Source organism: Belliella aquatica, assembly GCF_014637795.1.
GTDB lineage: Bacteria > Bacteroidota > Bacteroidia > Cytophagales > Cyclobacteriaceae > Belliella > Belliella aquatica.
This window is the reverse complement of sequence record NZ_BMFD01000008.1, coordinates 154934-181302: the sequence shown is the minus strand read 5'-3', so window position 1 is coordinate 181302 and position 26369 is coordinate 154934. Positions and strand designations below refer to the sequence as shown.

General features: G+C 39.8%; 20 protein-coding genes. 18 read left to right on the top strand and 2 right to left on the bottom strand.

Annotation, left to right across the window (positions count from 1 at the left end; translation table 11 throughout):
• The first annotated feature begins 497 nt into the window (after window positions 1–497).
• Together IEV57_RS12765 and IEV57_RS12760 are read left to right on the top strand one after the other, a co-directional pair.
• The gene (locus IEV57_RS12765) at window positions 498–812 is read left to right on the top strand and encodes a hypothetical protein (protein WP_188443417.1); all 315 of its coding nucleotides are present in this window, start codon (window positions 498–500) and stop codon (window positions 810–812) included.
• 69 nt (window positions 813–881) lie between these two features.
• Complete coding sequence (locus IEV57_RS12760; protein ID WP_188443415.1) at window positions 882–1976, top strand: hypothetical protein; 1095 nt, start codon at window positions 882–884, stop codon at window positions 1974–1976.
• A gap of 57 nt (window positions 1977–2033) precedes the next feature.
• Here the strand turns inward: IEV57_RS12760 and IEV57_RS12755 are convergent, their stop codons facing one another.
• Window positions 2034–3263, bottom strand: a complete 1230-nt coding sequence (locus IEV57_RS12755) for a peroxiredoxin family protein (protein ID WP_188443413.1) — start codon at window positions 3261–3263, stop codon at window positions 2034–2036.
• Window positions 3264–3842: 579 nt separating this feature from the next.
• Here IEV57_RS12755 and IEV57_RS12750 point away from each other — a divergent pair.
• The 13 genes from IEV57_RS12750 to ftsZ all read left to right on the top strand — a co-directional run bounded on the left by IEV57_RS12750 (window position 3843) and on the right by ftsZ (window position 19256).
• The gene (locus tag IEV57_RS12750; protein WP_188443411.1) at window positions 3843–4283 is read left to right on the top strand and encodes a division/cell wall cluster transcriptional repressor MraZ; all 441 of its coding nucleotides are present in this window, start codon (window positions 3843–3845) and stop codon (window positions 4281–4283) included.
• Between the two features lie 3 nt (window positions 4284–4286).
• Window positions 4287–5192: a 16S rRNA (cytosine(1402)-N(4))-methyltransferase RsmH gene (gene rsmH / locus IEV57_RS12745; protein WP_188443409.1), complete on the top strand. Its 906-nt coding sequence runs from the start codon at window positions 4287–4289 to the stop codon at window positions 5190–5192.
• A gap of 5 nt (window positions 5193–5197) precedes the next feature.
• Complete coding sequence (locus IEV57_RS12740) at window positions 5198–5578, top strand: FtsL-like putative cell division protein (RefSeq protein WP_188443407.1); 381 nt, start codon at window positions 5198–5200, stop codon at window positions 5576–5578.
• Window positions 5575–7689 carry a PASTA domain-containing penicillin-binding protein gene (locus IEV57_RS12735; protein WP_188443405.1) on the top strand — a complete coding sequence of 705 codons (2115 nt, stop codon included), beginning with the start codon at window positions 5575–5577 and terminating at the stop codon, window positions 7687–7689. The genes IEV57_RS12740 and IEV57_RS12735 overlap by 4 nt, the downstream gene beginning before the upstream one ends.
• Window positions 7690–9150 (top strand): UDP-N-acetylmuramoyl-L-alanyl-D-glutamate--2,6-diaminopimelate ligase, encoded by a 1461-nt coding sequence (locus IEV57_RS12730; RefSeq protein WP_188443403.1) that lies wholly within the window; start codon window positions 7690–7692, stop codon window positions 9148–9150. It begins immediately after the preceding gene.
• A 4-nt stretch (window positions 9151–9154) separates the two neighbouring features.
• Entirely contained in the window at window positions 9155–10366 is a 1212-nt protein-coding gene (gene mraY, locus IEV57_RS12725; RefSeq protein ID WP_188443401.1) for a phospho-N-acetylmuramoyl-pentapeptide-transferase, read from the top strand.
• Between the two features lies 1 nt (window position 10367).
• The gene (gene murD, locus IEV57_RS12720) at window positions 10368–11720 is read left to right on the top strand and encodes a UDP-N-acetylmuramoyl-L-alanine--D-glutamate ligase (RefSeq protein ID WP_188443399.1); all 1353 of its coding nucleotides are present in this window, start codon (window positions 10368–10370) and stop codon (window positions 11718–11720) included.
• Window positions 11720–12892 (top strand): FtsW/RodA/SpoVE family cell cycle protein, encoded by a 1173-nt coding sequence (locus tag IEV57_RS12715; protein ID WP_041779581.1) that lies wholly within the window; start codon window positions 11720–11722, stop codon window positions 12890–12892. The genes murD and IEV57_RS12715 overlap by 1 nt, the downstream gene beginning before the upstream one ends.
• Window positions 12893–12903: 11 nt before the next feature.
• A complete protein-coding gene (gene murG, locus IEV57_RS12710) occupies window positions 12904–14013 on the top strand; it encodes an undecaprenyldiphospho-muramoylpentapeptide beta-N-acetylglucosaminyltransferase (RefSeq protein WP_262891045.1) in 1110 nt (369 codons plus the stop codon).
• On the top strand, window positions 14010–15404 hold the full coding sequence (gene murC, locus IEV57_RS12705; protein ID WP_188443395.1) for a UDP-N-acetylmuramate--L-alanine ligase: 1395 nt from the start codon (window positions 14010–14012) through the stop codon (window positions 15402–15404). The genes murG and murC overlap by 4 nt, the downstream gene beginning before the upstream one ends.
• Window positions 15394–16149 (top strand): cell division protein FtsQ/DivIB, encoded by a 756-nt coding sequence (locus IEV57_RS12700; protein ID WP_188443393.1) that lies wholly within the window; start codon window positions 15394–15396, stop codon window positions 16147–16149. The genes murC and IEV57_RS12700 overlap by 11 nt, the downstream gene beginning before the upstream one ends.
• Window positions 16150–16159: 10 nt before the next feature.
• Complete coding sequence (ftsA, locus tag IEV57_RS12695; protein WP_188443392.1) at window positions 16160–17488, top strand: cell division protein FtsA; 1329 nt, start codon at window positions 16160–16162, stop codon at window positions 17486–17488.
• Between the two features lie 115 nt (window positions 17489–17603).
• Complete coding sequence (gene ftsZ, locus IEV57_RS12690; RefSeq protein ID WP_188443390.1) at window positions 17604–19256, top strand: cell division protein FtsZ; 1653 nt, start codon at window positions 17604–17606, stop codon at window positions 19254–19256.
• Between the two features lie 3 nt (window positions 19257–19259).
• Here the strand turns inward: ftsZ and IEV57_RS12685 are convergent, their stop codons facing one another.
• Window positions 19260–19784: an NADPH-dependent FMN reductase gene (locus IEV57_RS12685; protein ID WP_188443388.1), complete on the bottom strand. Its 525-nt coding sequence runs from the start codon at window positions 19782–19784 to the stop codon at window positions 19260–19262.
• Between the two features lie 152 nt (window positions 19785–19936).
• Between IEV57_RS12685 and IEV57_RS12680 the strand changes: the two genes are divergently transcribed.
• From IEV57_RS12680 to trxA, 3 genes are all read left to right on the top strand, one after another.
• The gene (locus IEV57_RS12680) at window positions 19937–20773 is read left to right on the top strand and encodes a purine-nucleoside phosphorylase (RefSeq protein ID WP_188443386.1); all 837 of its coding nucleotides are present in this window, start codon (window positions 19937–19939) and stop codon (window positions 20771–20773) included.
• 338 nt (window positions 20774–21111) lie between these two features.
• Complete coding sequence (gene dnaE / locus IEV57_RS12675) at window positions 21112–25398, top strand: DNA polymerase III subunit alpha (RefSeq protein WP_188443384.1); 4287 nt, start codon at window positions 21112–21114, stop codon at window positions 25396–25398.
• Window positions 25399–26042: 644 nt separating this feature from the next.
• On the top strand, window positions 26043–26363 hold the full coding sequence (gene trxA / locus IEV57_RS12670) for a thioredoxin (RefSeq protein ID WP_188443382.1): 321 nt from the start codon (window positions 26043–26045) through the stop codon (window positions 26361–26363).
• The last annotated feature ends 6 nt before the right edge of the window (window positions 26364–26369 follow it).

Sequence of the window (26369 nt, the reverse complement as noted above, 5' to 3'; positions counted from 1 at the left end):
CATAAACAAAAAGACCTTTATCAACTTCTGCCTTCAAACTGGAAAGAATACAGGCCTAAATAAAAATCCTTCCCATACCAGATGGGGTTGGTCGGACGGATACAATTAATTGCTTTCAAAACGTCCCTCTGTGGTTCCATTTTTTTTTAGCCGTAGAGAAACACAAAGTGACGCCAAGAAAAAAATTATGAAACGAAATCCCTTAAGTCCCATCGGGACGACCGATATCCTAACGGTAGGTTTCAACCTACCGACAAAAATCGCTACCACCACTCCAAAGTCCCATCGGGACGGGCGATATAGATGCAGAAAACTAAACTGCTCTCAAATCGAACCTTCAATCAACGTGAAAATCCAAAAATTTTTAACTTTTCTCAAACTAAAAATATCAAGTACAGACAAATATAATAGAGATATAAATAGGTATAATATGTAAATAACCTGTAATTTAGAGTAAAAAGTACTTTAAATTACCTAAAATATTTTAAACTAAAAATTTGCTTCTTTCTTTCTTTATTTATGGCGGCTTTATTAGTATTCAAACTTTTACAGTCAATGAAAATCATATTTTAACCAAAACAAAAATTATTATGAGAAAATTATTTGTAGGACTAGCAATTGTTTCATTGTGGTCTTTTTCGTTTGTCAATTTGGTTTCTGGTCAAGAAACAATGGAGGAGAAGCCCTGTTATAATTGCATAAAAACCAAAACAGGTAGTCAAATTAGATTTTGTGGGACTTGTGATTGGGTTGAAGATGCGACAGATTGTGTTTGGACTTTAAAAGATAAGTGTACTGTATTACCAAATTAATACAAAGTCTAATTTTTGGGTTGCTTTTAATTATATAGCAACCCAATTTTTCATTTACAAATAAAAATTATGAATAATCTAATTAGTAATGCTGGATATTTTTTAACATTCATTTTGATAATTCTTATCGGTTGCACTGATAGTAGCTCAAAGGAAGGGGTTCATATGTCCTTTGAAGATGTTGAATTTATCACGGGATTTCCTTTAGAGTTCAATTTAAATGAAAGATTTGTTCCGACAGTTAATAATGTCGGATTAAGAGAAATTAAAATTTTAGACAATTACTTGATTTTAGAAAAAATGGGTGGTTCCTGGGCTATTTATAGTTTGCCAGACCTTACGATCTTAGGCAGTTTTTTAAAAAGAGGGGATGGCCCACTTGAGTTTATGCAGGGTCCAAGCTTAAATAAGGTTTCTTTTGAAAAAGAAAATGATGATTTGATTGCATATTTATATGATTTTCAAAAAGGAAGAGCAATGAAATTTAATGTGTCTCAATCACTTTCTTCCAAAGAGCAAGTTTTATCAGAATATGAATCAAAACTCCCACCTTTTTCTTTTTCATTTGCCAAATTGGATAGTAATACTTTTTTTGTCAAAGAGCTTGGCACTAGAGATACACAACAATTACGTTATATCATTAAGAATGGTCAGAAAGAATCTTTAGATATTGCTGATGAATTAAATCAAACCTCGATTAGAGAGGGAGAAGACTTTAATATTTTATCGACATTGATGGGATATAGTGGAATAAATGATAGGATTGTTGAAGCGCCAATAGGACTTAATAATATTAATATTTATTCAATAGATGGATCTTTTGCAAAGACGATTTGTTTGGGAGAGGGTCTTTCGGATATAACTAAAATTCAATCACAATTTAGATGGAATAGACTATATACCTTCGCGAATTTGACCTTATTTAAAGATTTTTTTGGAGTTGTTTTTATTAATGAAGATGATAATACTTATCAATTGATGAGAAAAAAATTGCCTTGCATTCTATTATTTGATTATAATGGAAAACCACTTACCAAGATCCAGACAGGCAAACATTTTACATCATTTGATATTGATTTTGTAAATCAAGAATTATACACATTTGACGTTCATTCAGATGAATTCTTTAAATATGATTTTAAAGAGGTGATTTCCAAACTGTAGTTTACTTAATAAATCCAACATCTGTATTTATAAAAAATTATTAGGGTTTAGCCTACATCACCCCTCTCCCAACAATCCATTCACCAAACTTTCATGTTCTTCAATCCATCTGTCATAGAGTCCTCCTGTACCTGGTCCATTGAAGCCGGTGTGGATGTGGCGAACTTTGCCTTGGCGATCGATGTAGATCAGGGTTGGGAAGGCTACTACGCTATTCAGAGCAGGGAGTGCTTGAGAGGCTTTTTCTTTGTTACTCACTCCCGCGATTAGGAAAGTATAGTTGGCTCCCAATCGCTCAGCAGCATTTTTTACCCGCTTACTTGCATAGTCAAAGTCAGGCTTGCTCTCAAAGGCCAAGCCGATGATTTCTATTCCTCGGTCTTTATTTTGTTCATACCAAGGAGCAAGGTATTTGGTTTCATCCATACAGTTGGGACACCAAGTACCAAATAGCTGTACCAAGACTACTTTGTCTTTGAATTGCTCGTCTTGAATGCTCACCTTTTCCCCATCGGTATCTGGAAAAGTAAAATCCAAGGTTTCAAATCCTTCTTTCAAATAGGTTAAACTTCCAGCAACAGGGAGTTCAAACTCCTCGTCTCGTACTGCAATAAATGTCTCTTTATATCTTGGACCACTTCTAAACCTACCTTGGAGGGAGCCATCATCTAGCACATCTCCTTGGAAAAAGAAGGCATGACTTCCATCAAAAGCACTCAGGTAAAAGGTGTCTCCACTGACATTGCCTTCCAGATATCTATAATCTCCCAAAGCTGTCAAAAATGTCCCAGTCAGCTGATCGCCATTTTGCTCCAAAACGGCAATGGCATCATAAGTTTTTCCATTATCATCCTGAAAAACAGTCTTCCATCTACCCGAAAAATCAAGATTTGGTTTTGCTGAAGTTGTAAAACGCTGAGTTGCACCCTTGGTAGCGTAAAAAGGCATTTTGTAATCCGCAGCATAGTTTCTGACATAGCTTCCTTCCAAGTCTCCTCTTTCATTAATCTTAGCTTTGATGTCTGAATCAAAAATCCCCAAAGGAATCCACACTGAATCCGTACTCACTTGAATCCCTTCGATTTCCAACCTTTCTTCTGCGTTGATCAAGACAGCACTCCACTTTTCCCCACTTTGGATCAACTCCAGTCCGAAGGGCAACACATCAGGAGACATCTCCAATTCTGCATGCCAAATTCCTTCCAAAGTAACATTTGAATTATCTTCTTTTTGACAGCTTAATAAACCAGAAACCAAGACAACAAGAGACCAATATATTTTTTTCATAAAGGGGGGGGTGATTTTATAAGCAACAAATTTATATCATAATTCTTATTAACCTACAAATATTATAGGGTTTATTTTTTGAGCTGTCCACAGACAACGGTTTTCGGTCAACTGCAAATGGAATTGGCTTGATTAGCTTGTTTTTAGTGGTTAATTGGATGAAAGTGATTAAACCAATGCTGTCTATCCCCTTTCTTACGTGTAGCCATTCCAAATAATAAACTCATTATATTTTAATCATCTGTTGTCCATCGACCGTCGACCGTTGACATTATCTTGGGATTTTCCCCCACTCTTATCCATTATTTTTTTTCTACATAAGAAAGAAGAATTCCCATTAGGTCATATTCACTATAAAAACATAATTTTATGACTGTTTTCCTATATTTTTTGTGAGATGCCCTCCTGCCTCAAAGCCTTGAAGATCAAGCAAAAAAACCTTTAATTTTTTCGATAAATATTGTGATAATTAAAACTTTTAGATACTTTTAAGAAAAAGTGGTGAAAAGTGGGAAGAAGTGGTGGGATGTGTAAAAGCTTTTATTACTTTTGTGTTTGAAGTAAACTCAAGATAAGTCCATGGGAATGTTTAACAGTCGGTATGAATGCAAGGTTGACGCCAAAGGTCGTCTGGCATTGCCCGCCAAGATCAAGGCGGCAATTCCGGAGTCCAATGGGAGTGAACTGTATCTCCGATATGGGGACGATGGCTGTCTTGCGCTTTACACAGAAGTGGAATTCAAAAAACTTTATAATCAAATCAACTCGCTTTCTGATCGTGATCCTGTTTTGAGAAAAATCAAAAGGAGTTTTTTTGATGGGTTGGTGACTGTGGAGTTGGACAATGCGGGAAGATTTTTGATTCCCAAAAATTTTATGGCCTTCGCAAGCATCGACAAAGATGCCTACGTGATCGGGCTAGGCTCCTATGTAGAAATATGGAGTCCTGAAAAATATGAAAATAATGTAGTGTCGGATCAAGCTGAGCTTTCCGAGTTGATGGACAAATATCTCTCTTAGGTTATGGCTGATCAAGTGTACCATATTCCTGTGATGCTTTCTGAATGCATTGAAGGATTGGCTATCAATCCCAATGGGATCTATGTAGATCTCACATTTGGCGGCGGCGGTCATTCTCGGGAAATACTGAAGCATCTGGACAAAGGCCATCTCTATGGCTTTGATCAAGATGTGGATGCGGAAGCAAATATTCCTGATAGTAAGAATTTTACTTTCGTATCTGCGAATTTCAGGGATTTGAAAAAATACCTGCGTTTATACGGTGTGACGCAAGTAGATGGGATTTTGGCGGATTTGGGAATTTCTTCCCACCAAATAGACGAGCCGAGTCGAGGTTTCTCGACAAGGTTTGAAGGCGATTTGGATATGAGGATGAGTAATTCCATGGAACTGTCTGCCAAAGACGTCCTCAACACTTACGAAGAGGGAAAGCTTCATAAAATCTTTGGGATTTATGGAGAAATCAAAAATGCCAAAACACTCGCACAAGCGGTCGTCTCTCACAGAGCTGCAGAGCCATTTGTGACGATAGAAGGCTTCAAGGCTGTATTACAAAAATTCGCCCCGAGAGGAAGGGAATTCAAATATTTCGCGCAGGTTTTTCAAGCACTACGCATAGAAGTCAACGATGAGTTGGGAGCGCTAGAAGAGATGCTTTTGCAAACCATCGAAGTGTTGAAGCCGGAAGGTAGATTGGTGGTCATGAGTTATCACTCGCTTGAAGACCGTTTGGTGAAGAATTTCATTGCCAAGGGAAAATTTCAGGGAGAGGTAGAAAAAGACTTCTACGGAAATCTGATTAGGCCCCTAGAACCGATCACGAGGAAGGCGGTCACAGCTTCTGCGGAAGAGTTGGTTTTAAACAACAGATCGAGGAGTGCCAAATTGAGGATTGCCAAAAAGGTATAAAAAAAATGAGTCAGAACACTTTCAAAAAGAAAATCAAGCAAGGATCTAATCCGGGAGGTAAGAAGAAAACTCTTTTTACACTGATCGAGGAGAAGCTCAATGTGACTGGAATTCTTGGAGAAGGGATACCAGTCAAATTCGGCCCTCCGTTTTTCTTCGCTGCATTCTTGGCCATGATCTACATCTGGAGCAATCACCGCGCAGACAACATGATCCGCAAAATCGAAAAGATGCAGCAGGAAGTCGAAGACCTTCGCGCTGACGTAACGACACTCGAAGCTGAATACATGTTGAGCAGCAAGCAGTCAGAAGTAGCCAAGAAAATACAGCCTTTGGGCATTTATGAAATTGACGAGCCACCGATAAAAATTAAAAATAAGAAGTGAATATAAAACGTTCCATAGTACTGAGAGTAAGAATCGCCTTTATCCTGGTGTTCTTATTTGCTGGGTTGATCTTTTACAGGATCGCCCATTTGCAGTTTGTGGAGGGTGACAAATGGCAGGCGAAATCCGAGAGCCTAAATTTTCAATTTAGACAGGTAAGCGCCACGCGTGGAAATATCTATGCCGCAGATGGAAGCTTGCTTTCTACCAGTTTACCATTTTATAGAGTAGTCATTGACCCCGTTGTGGCCAAAGAGGAGATTTTCAACAAGGGGATAGACTCACTTGCTTACATGTTATCGTCTTTTTACAAAGACAAATCGACTGACTCTTACAAAAGAGCGATCAAGGATGCGCGAGCCAATGGTAAACGTTATTTGATCTTGAACAGACGTCAGGTTGGGTATCAGGATATGCAAGCCATGAGTAAATGGCCTATTTTCCGCAATGGAAGAAATTCTGGCGGAGTCATTTTTGAAAAAGTAGAAAAGCGCTACCGACCATTCAACAACTTGGCGAATCGTACTGTCGGCTACATCAATGAAGATAAATATGGAGCAGGTATCGAATACAGCTTCAACGAGTACTTGGAGGGTCAAAACGGGAAAGCTTTATTTCAAAGAATTGCTGGAGGAAGCTGGAAGCCAGTTTTTGATGCAGAAGATGTAAAGCCTGACGATGGATTTGATGTATTGACCACGCTGGATGTAAATATTCAAGATGTGGCAGAATCTGCTCTGCTTAAGCAATTGATTGCTAAAGATGCAGCCTTTGGTTCTGTGATTGTCATGGAAGTGGCCACTGGAAAAATCAAAGCAATTGCTAATCTTGAAAAGAATGCTGGAGGAAGAGGTTATGGTGAAAATTACAATTATGCCATTGGAGATCAAGGATTGACCGAACCGGGATCTACTTTCAAGCTCTTGTCTATGTTGGCGCTTTTGGAAGAGGGAAAAATCAATTTGAATGACTCCATCGAAACTGGAAATGGCACTTTCAGATTTTATGACCGTATTATGCGCGACGCCAAAAATGGCGGTTACGGAACGATCACGATCAAAGATGCCTTTGAAAAATCTTCCAACGTTGCAATCTCCAAACTGGTAGAGGAAAACTTCGGACATCAGCCAAAGAAATTTATTAGCTACATCGAGAAGGCGGGTTTAGACCAACCAATCGGATTCCAACTCAAAGGCGAGGGTGCACCCTATTTCAAAAACCCTGAAGATAAATATTGGTACGGAACCACTTTGCCGTGGATGTCTATCGGCTATGAAACCAAACTCACGCCGCTTCACACCTTGATGTTTTACAATGCTGTTGCCAATGGAGGAAAAATGGTCAAGCCGATGATCGTCCAAGCAATTGCAAGAGGCAATAAATTGGAGAAAAATTTTGAGACAGAAGTGATTAGAAAAAGCATCGCTTCTGAAAAGACCATCAAGCAACTTCAAATGCTATTGCAAGGGGTAGTTGATAATGGTACTGCCAAAAATATACACAATGCAGATTATAAAATCGCAGGTAAAACAGGAACAGCTCAGAAATTGATTGACGGAAGATATACGCAATTGTATTACACTTCTTTTGCAGGTTATTTTCCTGCTGATAATCCAAAGTATTCTGCCATCGTAGTGATCGACAGTCCCAAGGGCTTTGCGGCATATGGAGGAGATATTTCTGCGCCGGTTTTCAAGGAAATAGCGGACAAGATCTATGCACAAGATTTAGAAATCAATGTGAAAAGTCAGCCAAAGTTTCAGTTTGCTGATATGAAAACAGACGAATTTCCATTTATCCAAGCGGGTAAAGTGGATGAATTACAATTGCTCTGCAACAAGTTTGGTATTTCCAATCACTACAACAATGAAGGAGATGAAAGTTGGGTGAAATCTACGGTGAGCAATAAGTCTATACAGTGGAAAGCGAATAAGGTAGAAGCACCGACTGTCCCGGATGTGAGTGGCTTGTCTTTGAGAGATGCCCTTTATGTATTGGAAAATAAGGGTCTGAGAGTGGTTTACGAAGGAAAAGGAAGAGTAAGAAATCAGTCTATGTCTCCGGGCATGACAATCTATGAAAATATAGTAATCAAATTAGTATTAGGGTAAATGAAGATATTAAAAGACATATTATACAGAGTTTCGCTCAATTCTACCATAGGAAATATGGATAGGAAAATCAGTGAGCTTGTTTTTGATAGCCGAAAGGTGGTCGAGGACAGTGTCTTTGTTGCCATCAGCGGAACACAAGTTGATGGTCATGTCTTTATCGATGCAGCCTTGGACAAGGGAGCAAAAGTGATCGTTTGCGAGACTTTGCCGGAAGTTCTACATGAAGAAATTACCTACGTTCAAGTGGTGAATTCAGCCCGAGCATTGGGCATCATGGCTGCTAATTATTATGAAAATCCATCTGAAAAGTTGAAGATCGTGGCGGTGACGGGTACCAATGGTAAAACCACAACCGCCACACTTCTCTATCAGCTGTTTATAGAAATGGGCTATGTCGTTGGTCTTTTGTCCACTGTGGAGAATAAGATCAGTGGTAAAGTTATTCCATCTACACATACCACGCCCGATTCCTTGAGCATGCAAAGTCTGCTTAAGGAAATGGTGGATGAAGGTTGTACGCATTGTTTTATGGAAGCAAGTTCGCATGCAATCGTTCAGGAAAGAACGGCAGGGATCAAATTGACTGGAGCTGTTTTTACCAACATCACGCATGATCATTTGGACTACCATGGGACTTTTGACGAGTATATCAAAGCGAAGAAAAAGTTATTTGATGAATTGCCGAAAGATGCCTTTGCTCTCATCAATGCGGATGACAAAAGAGCTATGGTGATGCTTCAAAATACCAAAGCAACACGTCAGTCTTTTGGATTAAAATATCCTGCAGATTTCAAGGCAAAGATCCTCACTAATGCCCTTGAAGGCTTGGAATTGGACATCAATGGAAAGCAAGTTTGGTTTCGCATGATTGGCGAATTCAATGCTTACAACCTTCTTGGTGTCTTGGCAACCGCCGTTTTACTTGGAGAGGATGAAGAAGAAATCCTGATGCAACTCTCTAAAGTGGAAGGTGCGCAAGGAAGGTTTGACAAAATCTCTATCGCTGGGATAACTGCCATCGTGGACTACGCACATACGCCAGATGCATTGGAAAATGTACTCAAGACCATTCAGGGTGTTCGTTCTGGAGGTGAGCAAGTGATCACCATTGTTGGATGTGGTGGAAATCGAGATAAAACCAAACGCCCGATCATGGCGAAAATCGCAACACAATTGAGCGATAAGGTCATCTTGACTTCTGACAATCCACGTGACGAGGACCCGATGACAATCCTAAAGGAAATGGAAGCAGGAATCAATCCTGTGAATTTCAAGAAAACCATGATTATCGAGGATAGACGAGAGGCTATCAAGACGGCAGGAATCATGGCAAATAAAGGAGATATTATTCTAATTGCCGGGAAAGGGCATGAAACTTATCAAGAGATCAAAGGTGTCAAGCACCCATTTGATGACAGAGCTGTAGTGAAGGAATTATTAAACCTATTGAATCAATAAAAAGATGTTATACCCAATTTTCGAATATTTCGACCAAGTATTGGATATCCCAGGAACGGGTGTGTTTCGCTATATCTCTTTCAGAGCGGGTATGGCAGCGCTTGTTTCTTTGATCATCACGATCACTTTTGGGAAGAATATTATCAATTGGATCCGAAATAAGCAGATTGGTGAGACGGTAAGAGACTTGGGTCTTGAAGGTCAAAATGAGAAAAAAGGCACACCAACCATGGGTGGCTTGATGATCATGGCAGGGATTATTATCCCGACTTTACTCTTCGCTAATATTAATAATATATACATCATTCTATTGCTGATCACTACCGTCTGGTTAGGAGGAATTGGCTTTTTGGATGATTATATCAAGGTTTTCAGAAAAAATAAGGAAGGTTTAGCTGGAAGATTCAAGATCATCGGTCAGATTGTCATTGGGGTTGTAGTAGGTGCTACGCTTTATTTCCACGAAGGAGTGGTCGTTCGTGAATTTACCAATCCTGTTTCTATTGAAGAAGGGGTTGTAGAAACTCCAGCTTTCAAAGATGTAAAGACCATGAAGACAACCATTCCTTTTTTGAAGGATAATGAGTTGAATTACGAAAGGATTTTCGGGTTCTTGGGAGAAGCTGCCACGCCGATTTTCTACATTCTTATCGTGATTTTCATCGTGACAGCAGTATCAAATGGAGCAAACATCACGGATGGAATAGACGGACTCGCAGCAGGGACCTCAGCCATTATTGGATTGACGATTGCTATTTTCGCCTACATTTCCGGCAACGCGATATTTTCCCAATACCTGAATGTTTTCTTCATTCCTAATTCTGGTGAGTTGGTGATTTTCTGTGCTGCGTTTGTCGGCGCTTGTGTTGGTTTCTTGTGGTACAATTCCTACCCAGCACAGGTTTTTATGGGAGATACTGGAAGTTTGATGTTGGGTGGAGTGATTGCTGTTTTGTCTTTTGCTTTAAGAAAAGAATTATTGATCCCTGTGCTTTGCGGGATTTTCGTGATTGAAAATGCATCTGTAATCATTCAGGTGTCTTATTTCAAATACACCAAGAAAAAATACGGTGAAGGAAGGAGAGTCTTCTTGATGTCTCCATTGCACCACCATTATCAAAAGAAAAATATTCACGAAGCGAAGATTGTGACGAGGTTTTGGATTCTAGGAATCCTCCTTGCCATCATCACCCTTGCAACATTGAAATTAAGATAATATGAATAAGAAGATAGCCATACTAGGAGCCGGAGAAAGTGGTTTGGGAGCAGCATTGCTCGCAAAGCAGCAGGGCTATGCCGTATGGGTATCGGATATGGCATTGATAAGTGATGCCAGAAAAGCCATTTTGGTCGAAGCTGAGATTTCTTTTGAAGAAGGAAAACACACAGAGGAAGAGATTCTCTCCGCAGACGAAGTGATCAAAAGTCCGGGTATTCCTTCCAAAGCACCTATTGTGAAAGCAATCGTGGAAAAAGGAATTCCTGTGATTGATGAATTGGAGTTTGCCTTCAGATTTTCAAAAGGGAAAGTAATCGCAATCACCGGAACTAATGGAAAAACGACCACAACCTTATTGACCTACCATTTGCTTCAAAAAGCTGGTTTGGATGTGGGTTTGGCAGGAAATGTTGGAAAAAGTTGGGCGGGTCAGTTGGTGGAGCAAGACAGAGCATGGTGGGTGATTGAGGTGAGCAGTTTTCAGATTGATGGCTTTGTAGATTTCAAGCCAGCTATCGCGATTTTGACCAATATCACTCCTGATCATTTGGATCGATATGATTACAAATTAGAAAATTACATCGCATCGAAAGTGTCCTTATTCAAAAACATGGAAGCGGATGATTTAGCGATCTATTATGCTGATGATTTGAATATTCATAATGGATTGGTAAAAGCGCCAATTTCAGCAAGTATAGCCACCATCTCAACTTCAAAGCCTAGTGAAAAAGGAGGTTATTTCAATGGAAATACGATTTTCCTTAAGCATGCAGGGAGTTCGATGAAAATTGAAAGTGCAGAAGTAGTGCTCAAAGGAGCGCACAACATGCAAAATGTGATGTGTGCAACATTGGCAGCATTGGCAGTAAGCGCTGAGGAAAAGCAAATTCTTGCTGGATTGAAAGATTTCAAAAATGCACCTCACAGAATGGAGTTTGTGGAAGAAATCAAAGGAATCACCTTTATCAATGACAGCAAAGGCACCAATGTAGATGCGACAGCTTATGCCTTGGAGAGTTTTGAGGAGTCTTTGGTTTGGATAGCAGGAGGTGTGGACAAAGGCAATGATTATTCAGTCCTTTTTCCTGTAGTAGAAGATCAGGTGAAAGCCTTGATTTGCTTGGGAGTTGACAATGAAAAATTGAAATCAGCTTTTGCTGGAAAAGTACAAAAGATAAAAGAAACAGAAGATATCGCTCAAGCAGTGGCTTGGGGATTGGAATATGGTGAAAGGGGAGATGTCGTATTGCTGTCACCGGCATGTGCGAGTTTTGACCTTTTTAAAAATTACGAAGACAGAGGAGATCAGTTCAAATCTGCTGTGAAAGCATTAAAAAGTAAGCAATCATGATGAACGCAGCGAAGAAATTTGTAGATGAAAATTTGAAAGGCGACCCAATTATTTGGGGTATCGTCATCATTTTGTCTATTATCAGTATGCTGGTCGTGTATTCAGCTACAGGTTCTCTTGCGTACAAATACCGTGGTGGAAATACCGAAAGCTACATCATCAAACATGGCTTTTTGATTTTTATCAGTTTCGCAGTGATGTGGGCAGTGCATAAGATTCCTTACAAGACTTTCGGTCTTATTGGAAGGATGCTTCTGTTGGCCTCCATTCCCTTGTTGATTTTCACCTACTTCTTCGGCTCCAACATCAATGAAGCGAATAGATGGTTGACAATTCCTGTGATCGATCAGGCATTTCAGCCTTCAGATTTAGCAAAACTGGCTTTGATCGCTACGCTAGCAAGTTTGTTGGCAAGAAAGCAACAAAATATCAGAGATTTCCAAAGAACATTTTTACCAATGATGATTGCGATCGGCATAGTCTGTGGACTAATCGGAATGGCGAATATGTCTACAGCAGTATTGCTTTTGGCAACTTGCTTATTGCTGATGTTTATCGGTCGAGTTCCGATGAGATTTATTGTCATGGTGCTTTTGATAGGTGGTCTGGCATTGACGACATCGCTTTTGTTGGGTCAGCGTGGAGGAACATTTTTCTCCAGAATAGAAAATTTTGTCTCTGGAGACGAAATCCCTTACCAAGCAGAACAATCCTACATCGCCATTTCTACAGGTGGAATTACTGGTAAAGGGCCAGGAAATTCTGAGCAAAGAAATTCACTTCCTCACCCGTATTCGGATTTCATCTATGCCATCATCATTGAAGAATATGGATTGGTAGGTGGAGCTACAGTATTGTTCCTCTACCTCGCCTTATTATATAGAGGAATGCGTATCGTCGCTTCTTCGACCAAGCCTTTTGGAGGATTACTTTCCGCAGGTTTGAGTTTTGCACTAGTCTTACAAGCCATGGTCAATATGGCTGTAGCAGTAGGACTAGGACCGATCACAGGTTTGCCGCTTCCATTGCTGAGCATGGGGGGGACATCTTTGATTTTCACTGGATTTTCACTTGGAATTATTCTGAGTGTCAGTCGTGGAGATCATGAAGATGCAGTGGAACCAATTGTAGAAGGAAATAACAGACCAAGAAAAGCATTTCAACCAGCTTAAATAAAGAGATTATCGCACAGAAAGCAACATATAGAATCATGATTAGCGGCGGCGGAACCGGAGGACATATTTATCCTGCGATCGCAATTGCTAATGCCTGGAAGGAAAAATATCCTGACACAGAATTTCTATTTGTTGGTGCGGAAGGGAAAATGGAAATGCAAAAAGTCCCTGAAGCTGGCTATAAAATCGAAGGATTGAAAGTAGCTGGACTGCAGAGAAGTTTGACTTTTGCAAATTTGAGTTTTCCATTTAAGTTGTTGAGAAGCTTACAAAAAGCAAAAGACTTAGTCAAAAACTTTAAGCCGGATGCGGTAGTGGGTGTTGGCGGATACGCAAGTGGTCCCTTGTTATATGCAGCCCAAAACAAAGGGATTCCGACGCTCCTTCAAGAGCAGAATTCTTATGCAGGTTTGACAAACAAGTTGCTCTCAAAGCGAGCAAAAAGGATTTGCGTAGCCTATCCAAATATGGGGGAATTTTTCCCTGTGGATCGATTGATATACACGGGGAATCCTGTAAGGAAAGACATCATAGAATTGGCTGGAAAGAAAGAAACTGCTACGCAGCATTTCGGGCTAGAGTCAAGCAAAAAGACGCTTTTGGTATTGGGCGGAAGTTTAGGGGCTAGAACAATCAACCAAGCCATGCTTGCAGATATGAAAGCTCTTGAAGAGGGAGGTTACCAAGTGCTTTGGCAGTGTGGCCGTTTCTATTTTTCTGAAATGGAAATGCAGGTAAAAACTTCTGAATTGAAGCATATCCATGTTTTGGAATTTATTCGGGAAATGGATTTGGCTTATGCAGCTGCAGATGTAGTCGTTTCTAGAGCTGGAGCATTGTCAGTATCTGAATTGAGTTTGGTAGGAAAGCCGGTGGTTTTCATTCCTTCGCCGAATGTGGCAGAAGATCATCAGACTAAAAATGCGATAGCTTATGTCAGTCAAAATGCAGCGATTTTGCTGAAGGATTCAGAGGCAATCGGAAAATTGAAAATGACGGTGGATGCCATTATGGAAGATGAAAATAAAGCCGAGCAATTGGCTTCAAATATTAAAAAACTAGCAAAACCTAATGCGGCAAATGAAATCATTCAAGCATTGGAGCAAATTATAGTATGAATGTAAGAAAGCTACATAGCGTCCATTTTCTTGGTATCGGTGGTATTGGCATGAGTGCTTTGGCTCGATGGTTCAACCATCTTGGGATCAAAGTTTCTGGATACGACAAGACACCTTCTCCACTGACTCAAAAGTTGGAAGAGGAAGGAATGGCTATTTCTTATGTGGATGCAATAGAAGAAATCCCATCTCAGGTCAAGGATTTCAAATCTGATTCGCTGATTGTATGGACTCCTGCGATGCCAAAGGATTCTGCGGAGTTGAATTTCTTCATGTCTGAAGGATACAATTTGAAAAAGCGAGCGGCTGTATTAGGATTGATTACTTCCGATATGCCGACCATCGCTGTGGCGGGTACCCATGGAAAGACTACAACATCTTCTATGGTTGCGCATTTGCTCAAGTTTGGGGGTAAAAATATAGCGGCATTTCTGGGTGGAATTACTCAAAACTATCAGAGCAATTTAATCCTTCATGACGAGTCCGAGGAAGATGCAACTGTTGTTGTGGAGGCGGATGAATTTGATCGCTCTTTCTTGCATTTGCATCCTAATGTAGCTGTTTTGACTAGCGTAGATCCAGATCACTTGGATATTTATGGCGATGACAAAGTGATGTTGGAAGGATTCAGTGCATTTATTGATTTGGTTGCGCCAAGTGGGAAGGTGTTTATTCATTCCAAAGCTTTTGCGAAGCTAGCCAAGCAAGAATACAAGGTAAGTTCAGTAACTGCATACGGAATCAACTCAGGAGCAATTCAAGCTACGAATGTAAAAGCTTTGCCAGGTCATTTTACATTTGATTTTATCCGTGAGAATGTAAGGATAGAAAATCTAGAATTGAGAATGCCGGGCTTTCATAATGTAGAAAATGCGATTCCAGCTATTGCTATTGCGATGGATTTTGGGATTGAAGAAGATAAAATAAGAGAAGGACTGAAGAGTTTCAAAGGTGTCAAAAGAAGATTTGAAATTCACGTCCAAGAGGATGATAAAGTATATATCGATGATTATGCCCATCATCCTGAGGAGATCAAAGCTTTCTTGAATTCAGTGAAGGCGATGTATCCTAGCAAGAGATTAACGGCGATCTTTCAGCCACATTTATTCAGCCGAACTAGAGATTTTGCTGAAGGATTTTCTGAAAGTTTGTCGATAGCAGATGAGGTGGTCTTATTGGATATCTACCCTGCAAGAGAGCAGCCGATTGAGGGTGTGACTTCGGGGATGTTGATACCAAATATCACATCAGGGATGAAGTCGATTCAAGGTAAAGAAAATATCCTGACCTATTTGAATGTAAACAAGCCTGAGGTTTTGGTGACACTAGGAGCAGGAGATATAGACAGATTGGTAGAACCGATTGCTAAATGGATGCGAGATGAAAACTAGTACGAAAAAATATATCGTCTTCACCATCATCATGATGGTTTTGGTAGTCTTCATCGGATTTGTGGAAAAAAAGCATGCAGAGAAGAGATTGGCAAACATCCAAGTGAAAGTCAACCCAATAGCGGATGTGTACTTCGTGGACGAAAAGGAAATTTTAGCGAAGCTAAAAACAGAATTTCCACTTCTAAAAACAGGGATATCAATGACTGAATTGAATTTCAACAAAATTGAGAAGAAAGTTGAAAATCATCCATTTGTGAAGAATTCTGAAGTGTTTGCCGATTTGAAAGGGAATGTTTGGATTGAAATAGATCAGTACAAGCCAATGGCGAGAATCGTGCGTCCAATGGCGGCTGATGGCTATATTTCTTCGGAGGGAATCATCCTTCCAACTTCTCCAAAATACACCACAAGGGTGCTTACTTTGGAAGGAGCCTATGCTGAGCGATTGCTACAGGAAGAGGATTTGACTGAGAAACATTCTGATATTTTGGATTTGATCAGATTTATCGAAAGCGATGAATTCTGGAAAGCCCAGATTACCGGTTTAGAAATTACTAAAAAAGGAGATATCAAATTATTCCAACAAGTGGGTAAGCAGGTCATCGAATTTGGAGATGCTCAGGATATCGAAGAGAAATTTAAAAAAATCATGCTTTTCTATGATGAAATCCTTCCGGCAAAGGGATGGAATACATACAGTAGAGTAAGTGTAAAATATAAGGATCAAATTATTTGTGAATAATTGAATGGCTATGGAAAATGACAAATTAATCGTAGGACTCGACATCGGGACGACCAAAATCTGCGCAATCATCGGGCGCAAAAATGAATTTGGGAAACTGGAAGTACTTGGTATGGGCAAAGCTGTTTCGGATGGTGTCATCCGAGGTATCGTGACCAATATTGACAAGACCGTAAATGCAATTCAGAAAGCAGTTTCAGATGCTTCTGACATGGCAGATGTGGATATCGCAGAAGTGATAGTCGGTATTGCTGGTCAGCATATCAAAAGTACAGTTCACCATGGAGTGACGATTAGGCGTCAGAATCAGGACGAAATCACGATCGAAGATGTCAGAGGGCTTTCCAATGACATGGAGAATATTGTGGTTCCTCCGGGGAATTCTATCATTCATGTGATGCCACAGGATTACACGGTAGATTATGAAGATGGGATCAAAGATCCTGTTGGTATGTCAGGCTCCAGATTAGAAGCCGATTTCCACATCATCACTGCACAGACCACAGCCATCAACAACATCAACAGGTGTGTGAAAAGAGCTAATCTGATTTCTCAAGATTTGATTCTTGAGCCATTAGCAAGTTCACTTTCTGTATTGGGAGATGTAGACAAGGAAGCGGGAGTTTGCTTGGTAGATATCGGTGGAGGTACTACAGACATTGCCATTTTCTATGATAATATTATTCGCCATACTGCTGTCATTCCTTTGGGCGGAAATATCATCACAACAGATATCAAAGAAGGATGCATGGTCCTGCATCATCAAGCGGAATTATTGAAAACAAAATTTGGAAAAGCCATAGCCGAAGAAGCCAATCCAAATGAAATCGTGTCAATTCCAGGACTAAGAAACAGACCTCCAAAAGAGATTTCGATTAGAAATCTTGCTGCCATTATTCAGGCAAGAATGGAGGAAATCATTGAGTATGTCCAAAATGAATTGGTTGCTAGTGGTCACTATAAAAAGCTTGCTGGTGGGATTGTTCTCACCGGTGGAGGTGCACAATTACAAGGTGTTGCTCAGCTTTTCGAATACATGACTGGTCTAGATACCAGAATTGGATATCCAAATGAACATTTAGGAAAATGCAAAATTGAAGAAGTGAAAAGTCCAATGTTTGCAACGACTGTAGGACTTGTTTTGGCTGGCTTTAAGTCACTTGATGACAGAGAAACGGTCTATAATGAAAGATCACTAGCAGTAGGAGCGAAGGTTGCTGCGCCAGTAGGGAAAGCAGAAAGATTCCCAATATCAGGAGATAATTTGTTCTCAAAAATCGGAAGCCGGATCAAAGATATCATCGGTGGAGATGTAGGAGACGAAGGAGGTAATTACTAGGGCTTATCGATAATAGGGGAGTTGAGAGATGCTGTCTTTCATTTCCCCTTCCTTTAAGCGCTTAAAAATATATGAAAAACTAGTTCACCAAAATAAATTTAAAATGTCAGATAACATGAAAGATTACAAATTTGATCTTCCAAAAAATCACAAATCTATCATCAAGGTGATAGGTGTTGGAGGAGGTGGTTCTAATGCGGTGAACCACATGTACAGTCAAGGAATCAAGGATGTGGAGTTTGTTGTAGTCAATACCGACGCACAAGCTTTAAAAAGTAGCCCGGTTCCTTTGAGACTTCAGTTGGGTGCTAACCTTACCGAAGGACTTGGAGCAGGAGCAAATCCTGAAAAAGGCAGAAATGCTGCCTTGGAAAGTAAAGAAGAGATTAGAGAACTTTTATCGGACAATACCAAAATGGTATTCATCACAGCCGGTATGGGTGGAGGTACGGGAACAGGAGCAGCTCCCGTGATTGCCAAAATCGCCAAAGATCTTGACATTCTTACAGTTGGTATTGTTACAGCACCTTTTATTTTCGAAGGGAAAAAGAAAATGAATTCCGCTCAGCTTGGTATAGAAGCTTTGAGAGACAATTGTGATACTGTATTGGTCATTCTAAATGACAAGCTAAGAGAAATCTATGGCAACTTAGCCATCAGATCCGCTTTTGCAAAAGCAGATAATATCCTTTCTACAGCTGCAAAATCTATCGCTGAAATCATCACTGTTCACCAGGATGTCAACGTGGACTTTGAAGATGTGAAAACAGTGATGAAAAATGCTGGAGCAGCAGTAATGGGTTCAGCGACGGAAGAGGGTGAAGGTAGAGCTATCAAAGCAGCTGAAAAAGCAATTGCTTCACCATTGTTGAATAATGTGGATATCAAGGGAGCACAGAAAATTTTGCTTTCAATCATGTCTGGTGAAGACGATGAATTGTCTATGGACGAATTGAGTGAAATCACTGAATACATCCAAGAGAGAGCAGGCGATGAGGCAGAAGTAATCTTCGGTCAAGGCATCGATCCTGACTTGGGCAAAGGTATTCGTGTGACGGTTATCGCCACAGGTTTTGAAATGGACAGGTTGACTACCCTTGTTTCAGGAGAAGCATCAGAAGTGAAATCTGAGAAAAAGGCGATTGAAGTAACAGAAGAAGCTGAGCCTGTGAAAAAAGTGATTCACTTAGAGTCAGGAAAAACTTCACAAGTAGAGGAAGAGGCAGCAGCTGAATCTGGTCAGACTTATACATTCACTTTCCAAAAGCCACTTTTTCCTACGGCGACAGAAAGCAAAACTTCTGTAGAAGCTTCTAAAGCACAAGAGCCAAAAAGAGAAGAGGCTCCAAAGCAAGTGGAAGTTGATCAGAAGGAAGAAGTTGAATTCGAGTTTGAAATTGCAAATGGTTCTGAATCAAATAAAAAGGTGTTCACCTTAGAAGATGAAGAAGAGATACCTACTGCTAAAGCACCTGTTGAGGAAAAGCAAGTTGAAAATCCAACATATAGCAATGATTATTACGAGCAATTGAAGCAAAAGGCAATACAAAGAGCGCACGAGCGATTTGAAAAGCTAAAAAGCATCAAGAGCTACAATCAGAATCCAGAGGAATTCAAGGATAAATTGGAGACTCCTGCTTATGTCAGAAAGCAAATCAAGTTAAATGATGTGCAGCATAGTTCTGAAAGAAGCATTTCAAGATTCAATTTGACTGATGACAATGAATTCTTGAAAAACAATAGATTTCTGCATGACAATGTTGATTAAGTTTTAAAACTTAATCAACATTTCAGCCTGGGAACGAAGCAATTCCATGTACAGCCTGTTGGTGAGCAGGTTATCTGACATATTCTCCTCGATCTTTGCATACTTAAGTTTGAGGGCGAGTACATGCATTCCTAGGTAGTGGAAGATGTCGGTAAGGTGGCTCAATGCGATGCCACCACCGCCTATTCCTGATGAAATACCGACAAGCGCACATTTTTTATCCCTAAAGCCATTAGGGTAGGACATTCCGTCAATAAATGATTTTAGAATACCTGGGAATGATCCATTGTACTCAGGGACTACAAAGACAAACTTTTCGCCTGATTTTACCCTTTCATGAAATTCGTTGTATTCCGGATTTTTGCCATTGTTATTGTATAGGGCAGAAAATAAAAAATCATTTGGCAGGTCTTCAAGCTCCAAGATTTCAGATGTTTCTCCAAGCTCCTGAAGAACTCCTTGATAGATAATTGCAATCTTTTTGGAAATTGAATTTTGACGATTAGTACCTACTATAATTTTTATCATATCAAGAATTTTACTTTTAACTGCAATACTACAAGGAAGAGACCTATTAAGTTTCGAGAAATTGAATAATTCCTTTTTCCTCGATTTTCAAAAGTACTTGCAATACATCTAAATTTAAATGATTTCCGTAATTTGGACCAAAATTTAAAATCATGCGCCAAGAACCAGAAATTGACTATCTAGAGCAAATCAAACATGCAAAAGAACACATTCAAAATATATTCAATGGAGAAATTCAAATAGGAATAATACTTGGAACCGGACTAGGGCAATTGATCAATCAGATTGAAATTAAACATGAAATCTCTTATGAAGGTATTCCATTTTTCCCTGTTTCTACAGTAGAGAGTCATAGTGGGAAACTGATCATTGGTACACTTTCTGGTAAAACCGTGATTGCCATGCAAGGGAGATTTCATTACTATGAAGGATACTCTATGAAGGAAGTGACTTTTCCTGTTCGTGTTTTGAAATCTTTAGGAGTCCAAAATCTTTTTGTTTCAAATGCAGGTGGAGGCCTTCATCCTGATTATAAAATCGGTGGTTTGATGATCCTTAATGATCATATTGATTTGTTTCCAGAGAATCCTTTGAGAGGTAAAAATTTGGATTCTATGGGTGTAAGATTCCCAGATATGAGCGAACCGTATGCCCTAGATTTGGTCGCCGAAGCTTGTGAAATAGCGGAAAATAATAATATTGAAATCAATCAAGGGATTTACGCAGGTGTACAAGGTCCAAATTTAGAGACCAAAGCCGAATATGGCTATCTTAGAACGATTGGTGCAGATGCGGTTGGGATGAGTACCATTCCTGAAGTGATTGTAGCCCGACACATGGATATGAAAGTCTTTGCAATTTCTGCCATTACGGATCTTTGCTCCCCAGGAAATATTAAAAAAATCAGTATTGCTGAAGTACTTGCCGCCGCCGCCATCGCCGAACCAAAAATGTCGCTAATCATTAAGGAATTGATTGGGAAGATGTGAGGGGCTAGACGTTAGAAATGAGACGTAAGATACGAGATGAAAGAACCAAGAAGCAAGAATTTAGCCTTTCTGATCTTGTTAGGTTGGAGGGCATAAATCCAAAAAAAATATATATCAGAGCATGCTTTGATTTGGAAAAAAAGAACTCTTTATCCGATTTTACTCATTGATGATTTTATATTCAAGGTGTCTTGAATCTTATTTCTTATCTCTTGCTTCTTTTTTTGTCTAATCCGCCACCACGGCCAAGAGAACTTTTTCCTGACAATTTGCCCCACTAATTTGTCTGCATCCTCAGATGTTTGTTAATTTAGACTCCCCAAATTCAAGGAGTATTTATGTACATTATTTTTGATACAGAGACCACAGGATTACCAAGGAGTTATGATGCTCCAATGTCTGCTGATGACAACTGGCCCCGACTGGTCCAACTTGCTTGGCAGCTTCATGATGCCAAGGGTAAGCTGATTTCCAATAACAATTTTATCGTCAAGCCAGAAGGTTTTACCATTCCTTACAATGCGGAGAAAGTCCATGGGATTTCCACTGATAGGGCATTGAAGGAAGGGCATGACTTAGTGAAGGTTTTGGAGATTTTTCACCAAGACGTAGTCAAAGCGAAGTATCTGGTTGGTCATAATATTGGTTTTGATATCAATGTAGTAGGCTCGGAGTTTTTGAGAAAAGATGTTCCAATGCAGCTTCAGCAAATGAAGGAGTTGGATACCAAGGACATTTCAACTGAATTCTGTGCACTACCAGGGGGACGAGGAGGGAAATTTAAATGGCCTACACTTACCGAATTGCATAAGAAACTTTTTGGAGTTGGATTTGAAGATGCCCATGATGCAGCTTATGATGTGGCGGCAACAGCCAAATGTTTCTTTGGGTTGATTACACAGAAGGTTCAACCTCCTGTATCAGGTGTGGATGTTTCTGAAGTGATTTATGAAGAGCCTCAATTAGAAGAGGCTAATTTTGTTGTTGCAAAAGACGATCAGAAGGCAGCTGCGAAAGATGTGCTGAGAGCTGCTGGGAGTGCAGATATTTCTGATATGGTGGGAGTTCCTTTTTCTCATCTTCATGTACACACCCAATATTCCGTCCTTCAGGCCACGTCAGAAATTCCAGCGATGATTGCCCTTGCTAAAGAAATGGGGATGCCGGCTATAGCGATGACCGATCATGGTAATATGATGGCCGCATTCAACTTTGTAAAGGAAGCGTTAGCCAAAGAAATCAAGCCGATCATCGGGTGTGAATTCAATTTGACCAAGGACAGAAAGAATAAGAGTCAAAAAGATGATGGTTACCAAACTGTACTTTTAGCAAAAAATAAGGCAGGCTATCATAATCTTGCAAAATTAGCTTCCTATGCCAACATTGAAGGTTTCTATTATTTACCGAGAATAGATAGAGATATTTTGGTAGAATATAAAAGTGATCTAATTGCCACGACAGGAGGTCTTTGGGGAGAGATTCCTTTTTTGATCCTGAATGTGGGAGAGACACAAGCCGAAGAAGCCTTTATCTGGTGGAAAGAACAGTTTGGAGAGGATTTTTATGTAGAGCTGAGCCGTCATGGTATTCCTGAGGAAGAGAAAGTCAATGAAGTCCTCTTGAAATTGGCCAAGAAATATGGTGTTAAATATTTTGCGGCGAACAATACCTATTACAATCAAAAATCTGATGCCAAAGCACATGATATTTTGCTTTGTGTGAAAGATGGGGAGTTGGTAGAGAAACCAAAGAAATATATAGGCAAGCGCGGAAGAGAATTTCGCTATGGATTTCCAAATGATGAATTCTACATCAAGAGCCCTGAGGAGATGAAGAAGCTTTTTGCTGACCTTCCAGAAGCCATTGCTTGTACTAACGAGATTGTAGAGAAAATCGAAACCTATAAACTCGCAAGAGAAGTACTGCTTCCAAAATTCGATATTCCAGAAGAGTTCAAAGACCCTCGAGACGAAGAAGATGGTAAAAAGAGGGGAGAGAATGCTTACCTGAGACATTTGACCTACGAGGGAGCCAAAAAAAGATATCCCGAACTTACGGATGAAATCAGAGAACGACTAGATTTTGAATTGGCGACAATTGAAAATACGGGTTATCCTGGTTACTTTTTGATTGTTCAAGATTTCATCAGAGCTGCAAGAGACATGGGCGTTTCTGTTGGTCCAGGTAGGGGTTCGGCAGCGGGTTCAGCAGTGGCTTATTGCACCGGTATTACCAATGTAGATCCGATCGCTTACAACCTCCTTTTTGAGAGATTCCTAAATCCTGATCGCGTTTCACTTCCCGATATTGATATTGACTTTGATGACGAAGGTCGTCAAAGTGTGATAGATTATGTAATCAAGAAATACGGTTCAAAGCAAGTAGCGCAAATCATTACTTATGGTACGATGGCTGCCAAATCTGCCATCCGAGATACAGCGAGAGTCTTGAACCTGCCGCTTTCAGAAGCGGATAGACTTGCGAAGCTCGTTCCAGATATCAAATTGAAAGCACTTTTTGCGCTCGCAAAAGACAGGGCAAAGCTCTCTGATAAGCTGAAAAATAATAATGAAGATATTGGAAAGGCAGACGAGCTAATCCGAATCTCCAAAGGTCAAGACGAAACCTCAAAGACAATCAATCAAGCGACTATGCTTGAAGGTTCTGTGAGAAACCTTGGTATTCATGCTTGTGGGGTGATTATCACACCAGATGATATTACCAATTTTGTACCAGTGGCTTTGGCCAAAGATTCGGATTTGGTTTGTACCCAATTTGACAATTCCGTGGTAGAAAGTGCAGGTCTACTCAAGATGGATTTCTTGGGTTTAAAGACCCTGACTTTGATCAAAGATGCTGTGAAGATTGTCAAAGAAAGACATGGGATTCTTCTTGATCCAGATAATTTCCCGATCGATGATGTGAAGACTTACGAGCTTTTCCAAAGAGGTGAAACAGTCGGGATATTTCAATATGAATCTGCTGGAATGCAGAAATACATGCGGGAATTGAAACCAACTGTTTTTGCTGATTTGATTGCCATGAATGCGCTTTATAGACCAGGACCTTTGGCCTATATCCCGTCATTTATCAAGAGAAAGCATGGGACAGAGCAGATTTCCTATGACTTGGATGATATGAAGGAATTCCTCGAGGAGACTTATGGGATTACCGTGTATCAGGAGCAAGTGATGCTCCTTTCTCAAAAATTAGCAGATTTCACCAAAGGTGAGGCTGATGTTTTGAGAAAGGCCATGGGTAAAAAGCAGAAGGACGTTTTGGATAAAATGAAACCAAAATTTGTCGAGCAAGCAGCCGCAAAAGGTCACGATGCAAAAAAACTTGCTAAAATCTGGACTGACTGGGAAGCTTTCGCCTCCTATGCATTCAACAAATCCCACTCGACTTGCTATGCCTGGATTGCTTATCAGACGGCGTATCTCAAGGCGCATTATCCTGCAGAATACATGGCTTCTGTGTTGAGTAACAACATGAATGATATTTCGCAGGTGACTTTCTTTATGGAGGAATGCAAGCGAATGGGAATAGCTGTTTTGGGTCCTGATGTCAATGAATCCAAAAGTGGCTTTACTGTAAATCAAGAAGGAAAAATTCGCTTTGGATTGGCTGCTGTCAAAGGATCAGGTGCTGCCGCTGTGCAGTCTATCATTGAAGAAAGAGAAAAGGCGGGACCTTATCAAAATATTTTTGATTTCACAAAAAGGGTGAATTCCAAGGCTGTTAATAAGAAGACGCTAGAATCTCTTGCTATGGCGGGAGGATTTGACTGCTTTCCTGAGCATCACAGAAGGCAGTATTTGGAGTCAGTGGATAATGATGGTACAGTACTTGAAAAGGCGGTGAAGTACGCGCAGAAAGTACAGCAAGAAGCAGACAGCTCACAGGTAAGTTTGTTTGGCGGAGGGACAGGTATGGAAGTACCTTTGCCAAGTTTTACTCCAATAGAGCCGTTCAGTCAATTGCAGCAACTGAATATTGAAAAGGAAGTAGTAGGACTTTATATCTCAGGGCATCCTTTGGATCAATTTAGGGTGGAAATTGAATCGTTTACCAATACGCCCCTGCCAGAATTTTCAAATATGGATGTTCTCAAAACGAAGAGTGATATCAAAACAGCAGGTTCTGTATCAAGCTTTGCACATCGGACAACCAAAACGGGTAAGCCTTTTGGGACCTTGACTTTAGAAGATTATCATGGGGCACACACTTTCTTTATTTTTGGTGATGATTATGTGAGGTTCAAGGAATATTTCATGACGGGTTGGTTCTTGTATATCACAGGCTCAGTGAATCCAAATAAGTGGAAGGAAAATGAATTTGAGTTCAAAATCAATAACATCACCTTGTTGGATGAGATTCGAGGTAAAATGATCAAAGGTCTTCGGGTAAATATTGATCTAGATGACTTGAGTTTGGATCTGATGGAAAAATTAGAGAAGATCACTGCTAAGTATAAAGGTGAAGCGAAGTTGTATATCAATGTAATTGACAGTAAAGAAAATATCACCCTTGATTTGATGTCCACAAAATTCAAAGTTGATCCGTCAAACGAAATGATTCAAGAATTGGGACAGCTGCCGGAGGTGGTGTATCAGATTATTTAATAATGGGTTGGAAGAACTTGGTCGCTGTGGCGGATTGTAAGATTGAAAAATTGTAAGATTTGGAAAAGGTAGAAATATTAGTGGATTTCCAATTTGGTGGGTGCTTTAGCCCATCAATGAAAATATTGATTAATGTATAGAGGCTTTAGCCAAATCTTTTTCTTTTAAAATTGGAAATATGATTGACGCATGGATTCTCAACCATTTCAAGAGAATTTAGATTAAACACTTTCTTAATAGAATCTGGGTTCTGCAAACAAATTTTGGCTAAAGCCCCATTCGAAATGGACAATTATTAATCCTCCAGCTAAAGCAGGAGGTAATTTCTGATCAAATTTCAAAAGAAACATTAATTTCAAATGGGAAAGCACTTGAGATTGTGAGATTAAAAGATTTTAAAATTTATGAGAGGTCAAGCTATTGTAAGATTTTCAATTGGGATAGTGCTTTAGCCCATCTATGAAAATGTAGAGTCAAGTTCAGAGTCTTTAGCCAAATATCTTAAACTCTTTCGAATCTTGAGTCTTGTTTCTTGATTCTAATTTTCTCTTATTTCATTTCTATCCACAAAAATGAACTTATTACAAATGAATTAACTTAAGTATTATATTTGAAAATTAAGAAACATTAAAATTTGTATAGAAATGGCAAAAGCAATTGAAATTACTGACTCTAACTTTGAAGAGATCATGAAATCTGAGCAGCCGATCCTAGTGGATTTTTGGGCTGAGTGGTGTGGACCTTGTAAAATGATCGGTCCTGTAGTTGAAGAACTAGCAGGAGATTATGAAGGTAAAGCTGTAATTGGCAAAGTAGATGTGGATTCCAACCCTGCGGTAGCAGCACAGTTTGGTATCAGAAGCATCCCAACCCTTTTGTTTTTCAAAGGAGGTCAGATTGTAGATAAGCAAGTAGGTGCAGTTCCAAAGTCAGTTTTGGCTCAGAAACTAGACGCACAGATTTGATATCAT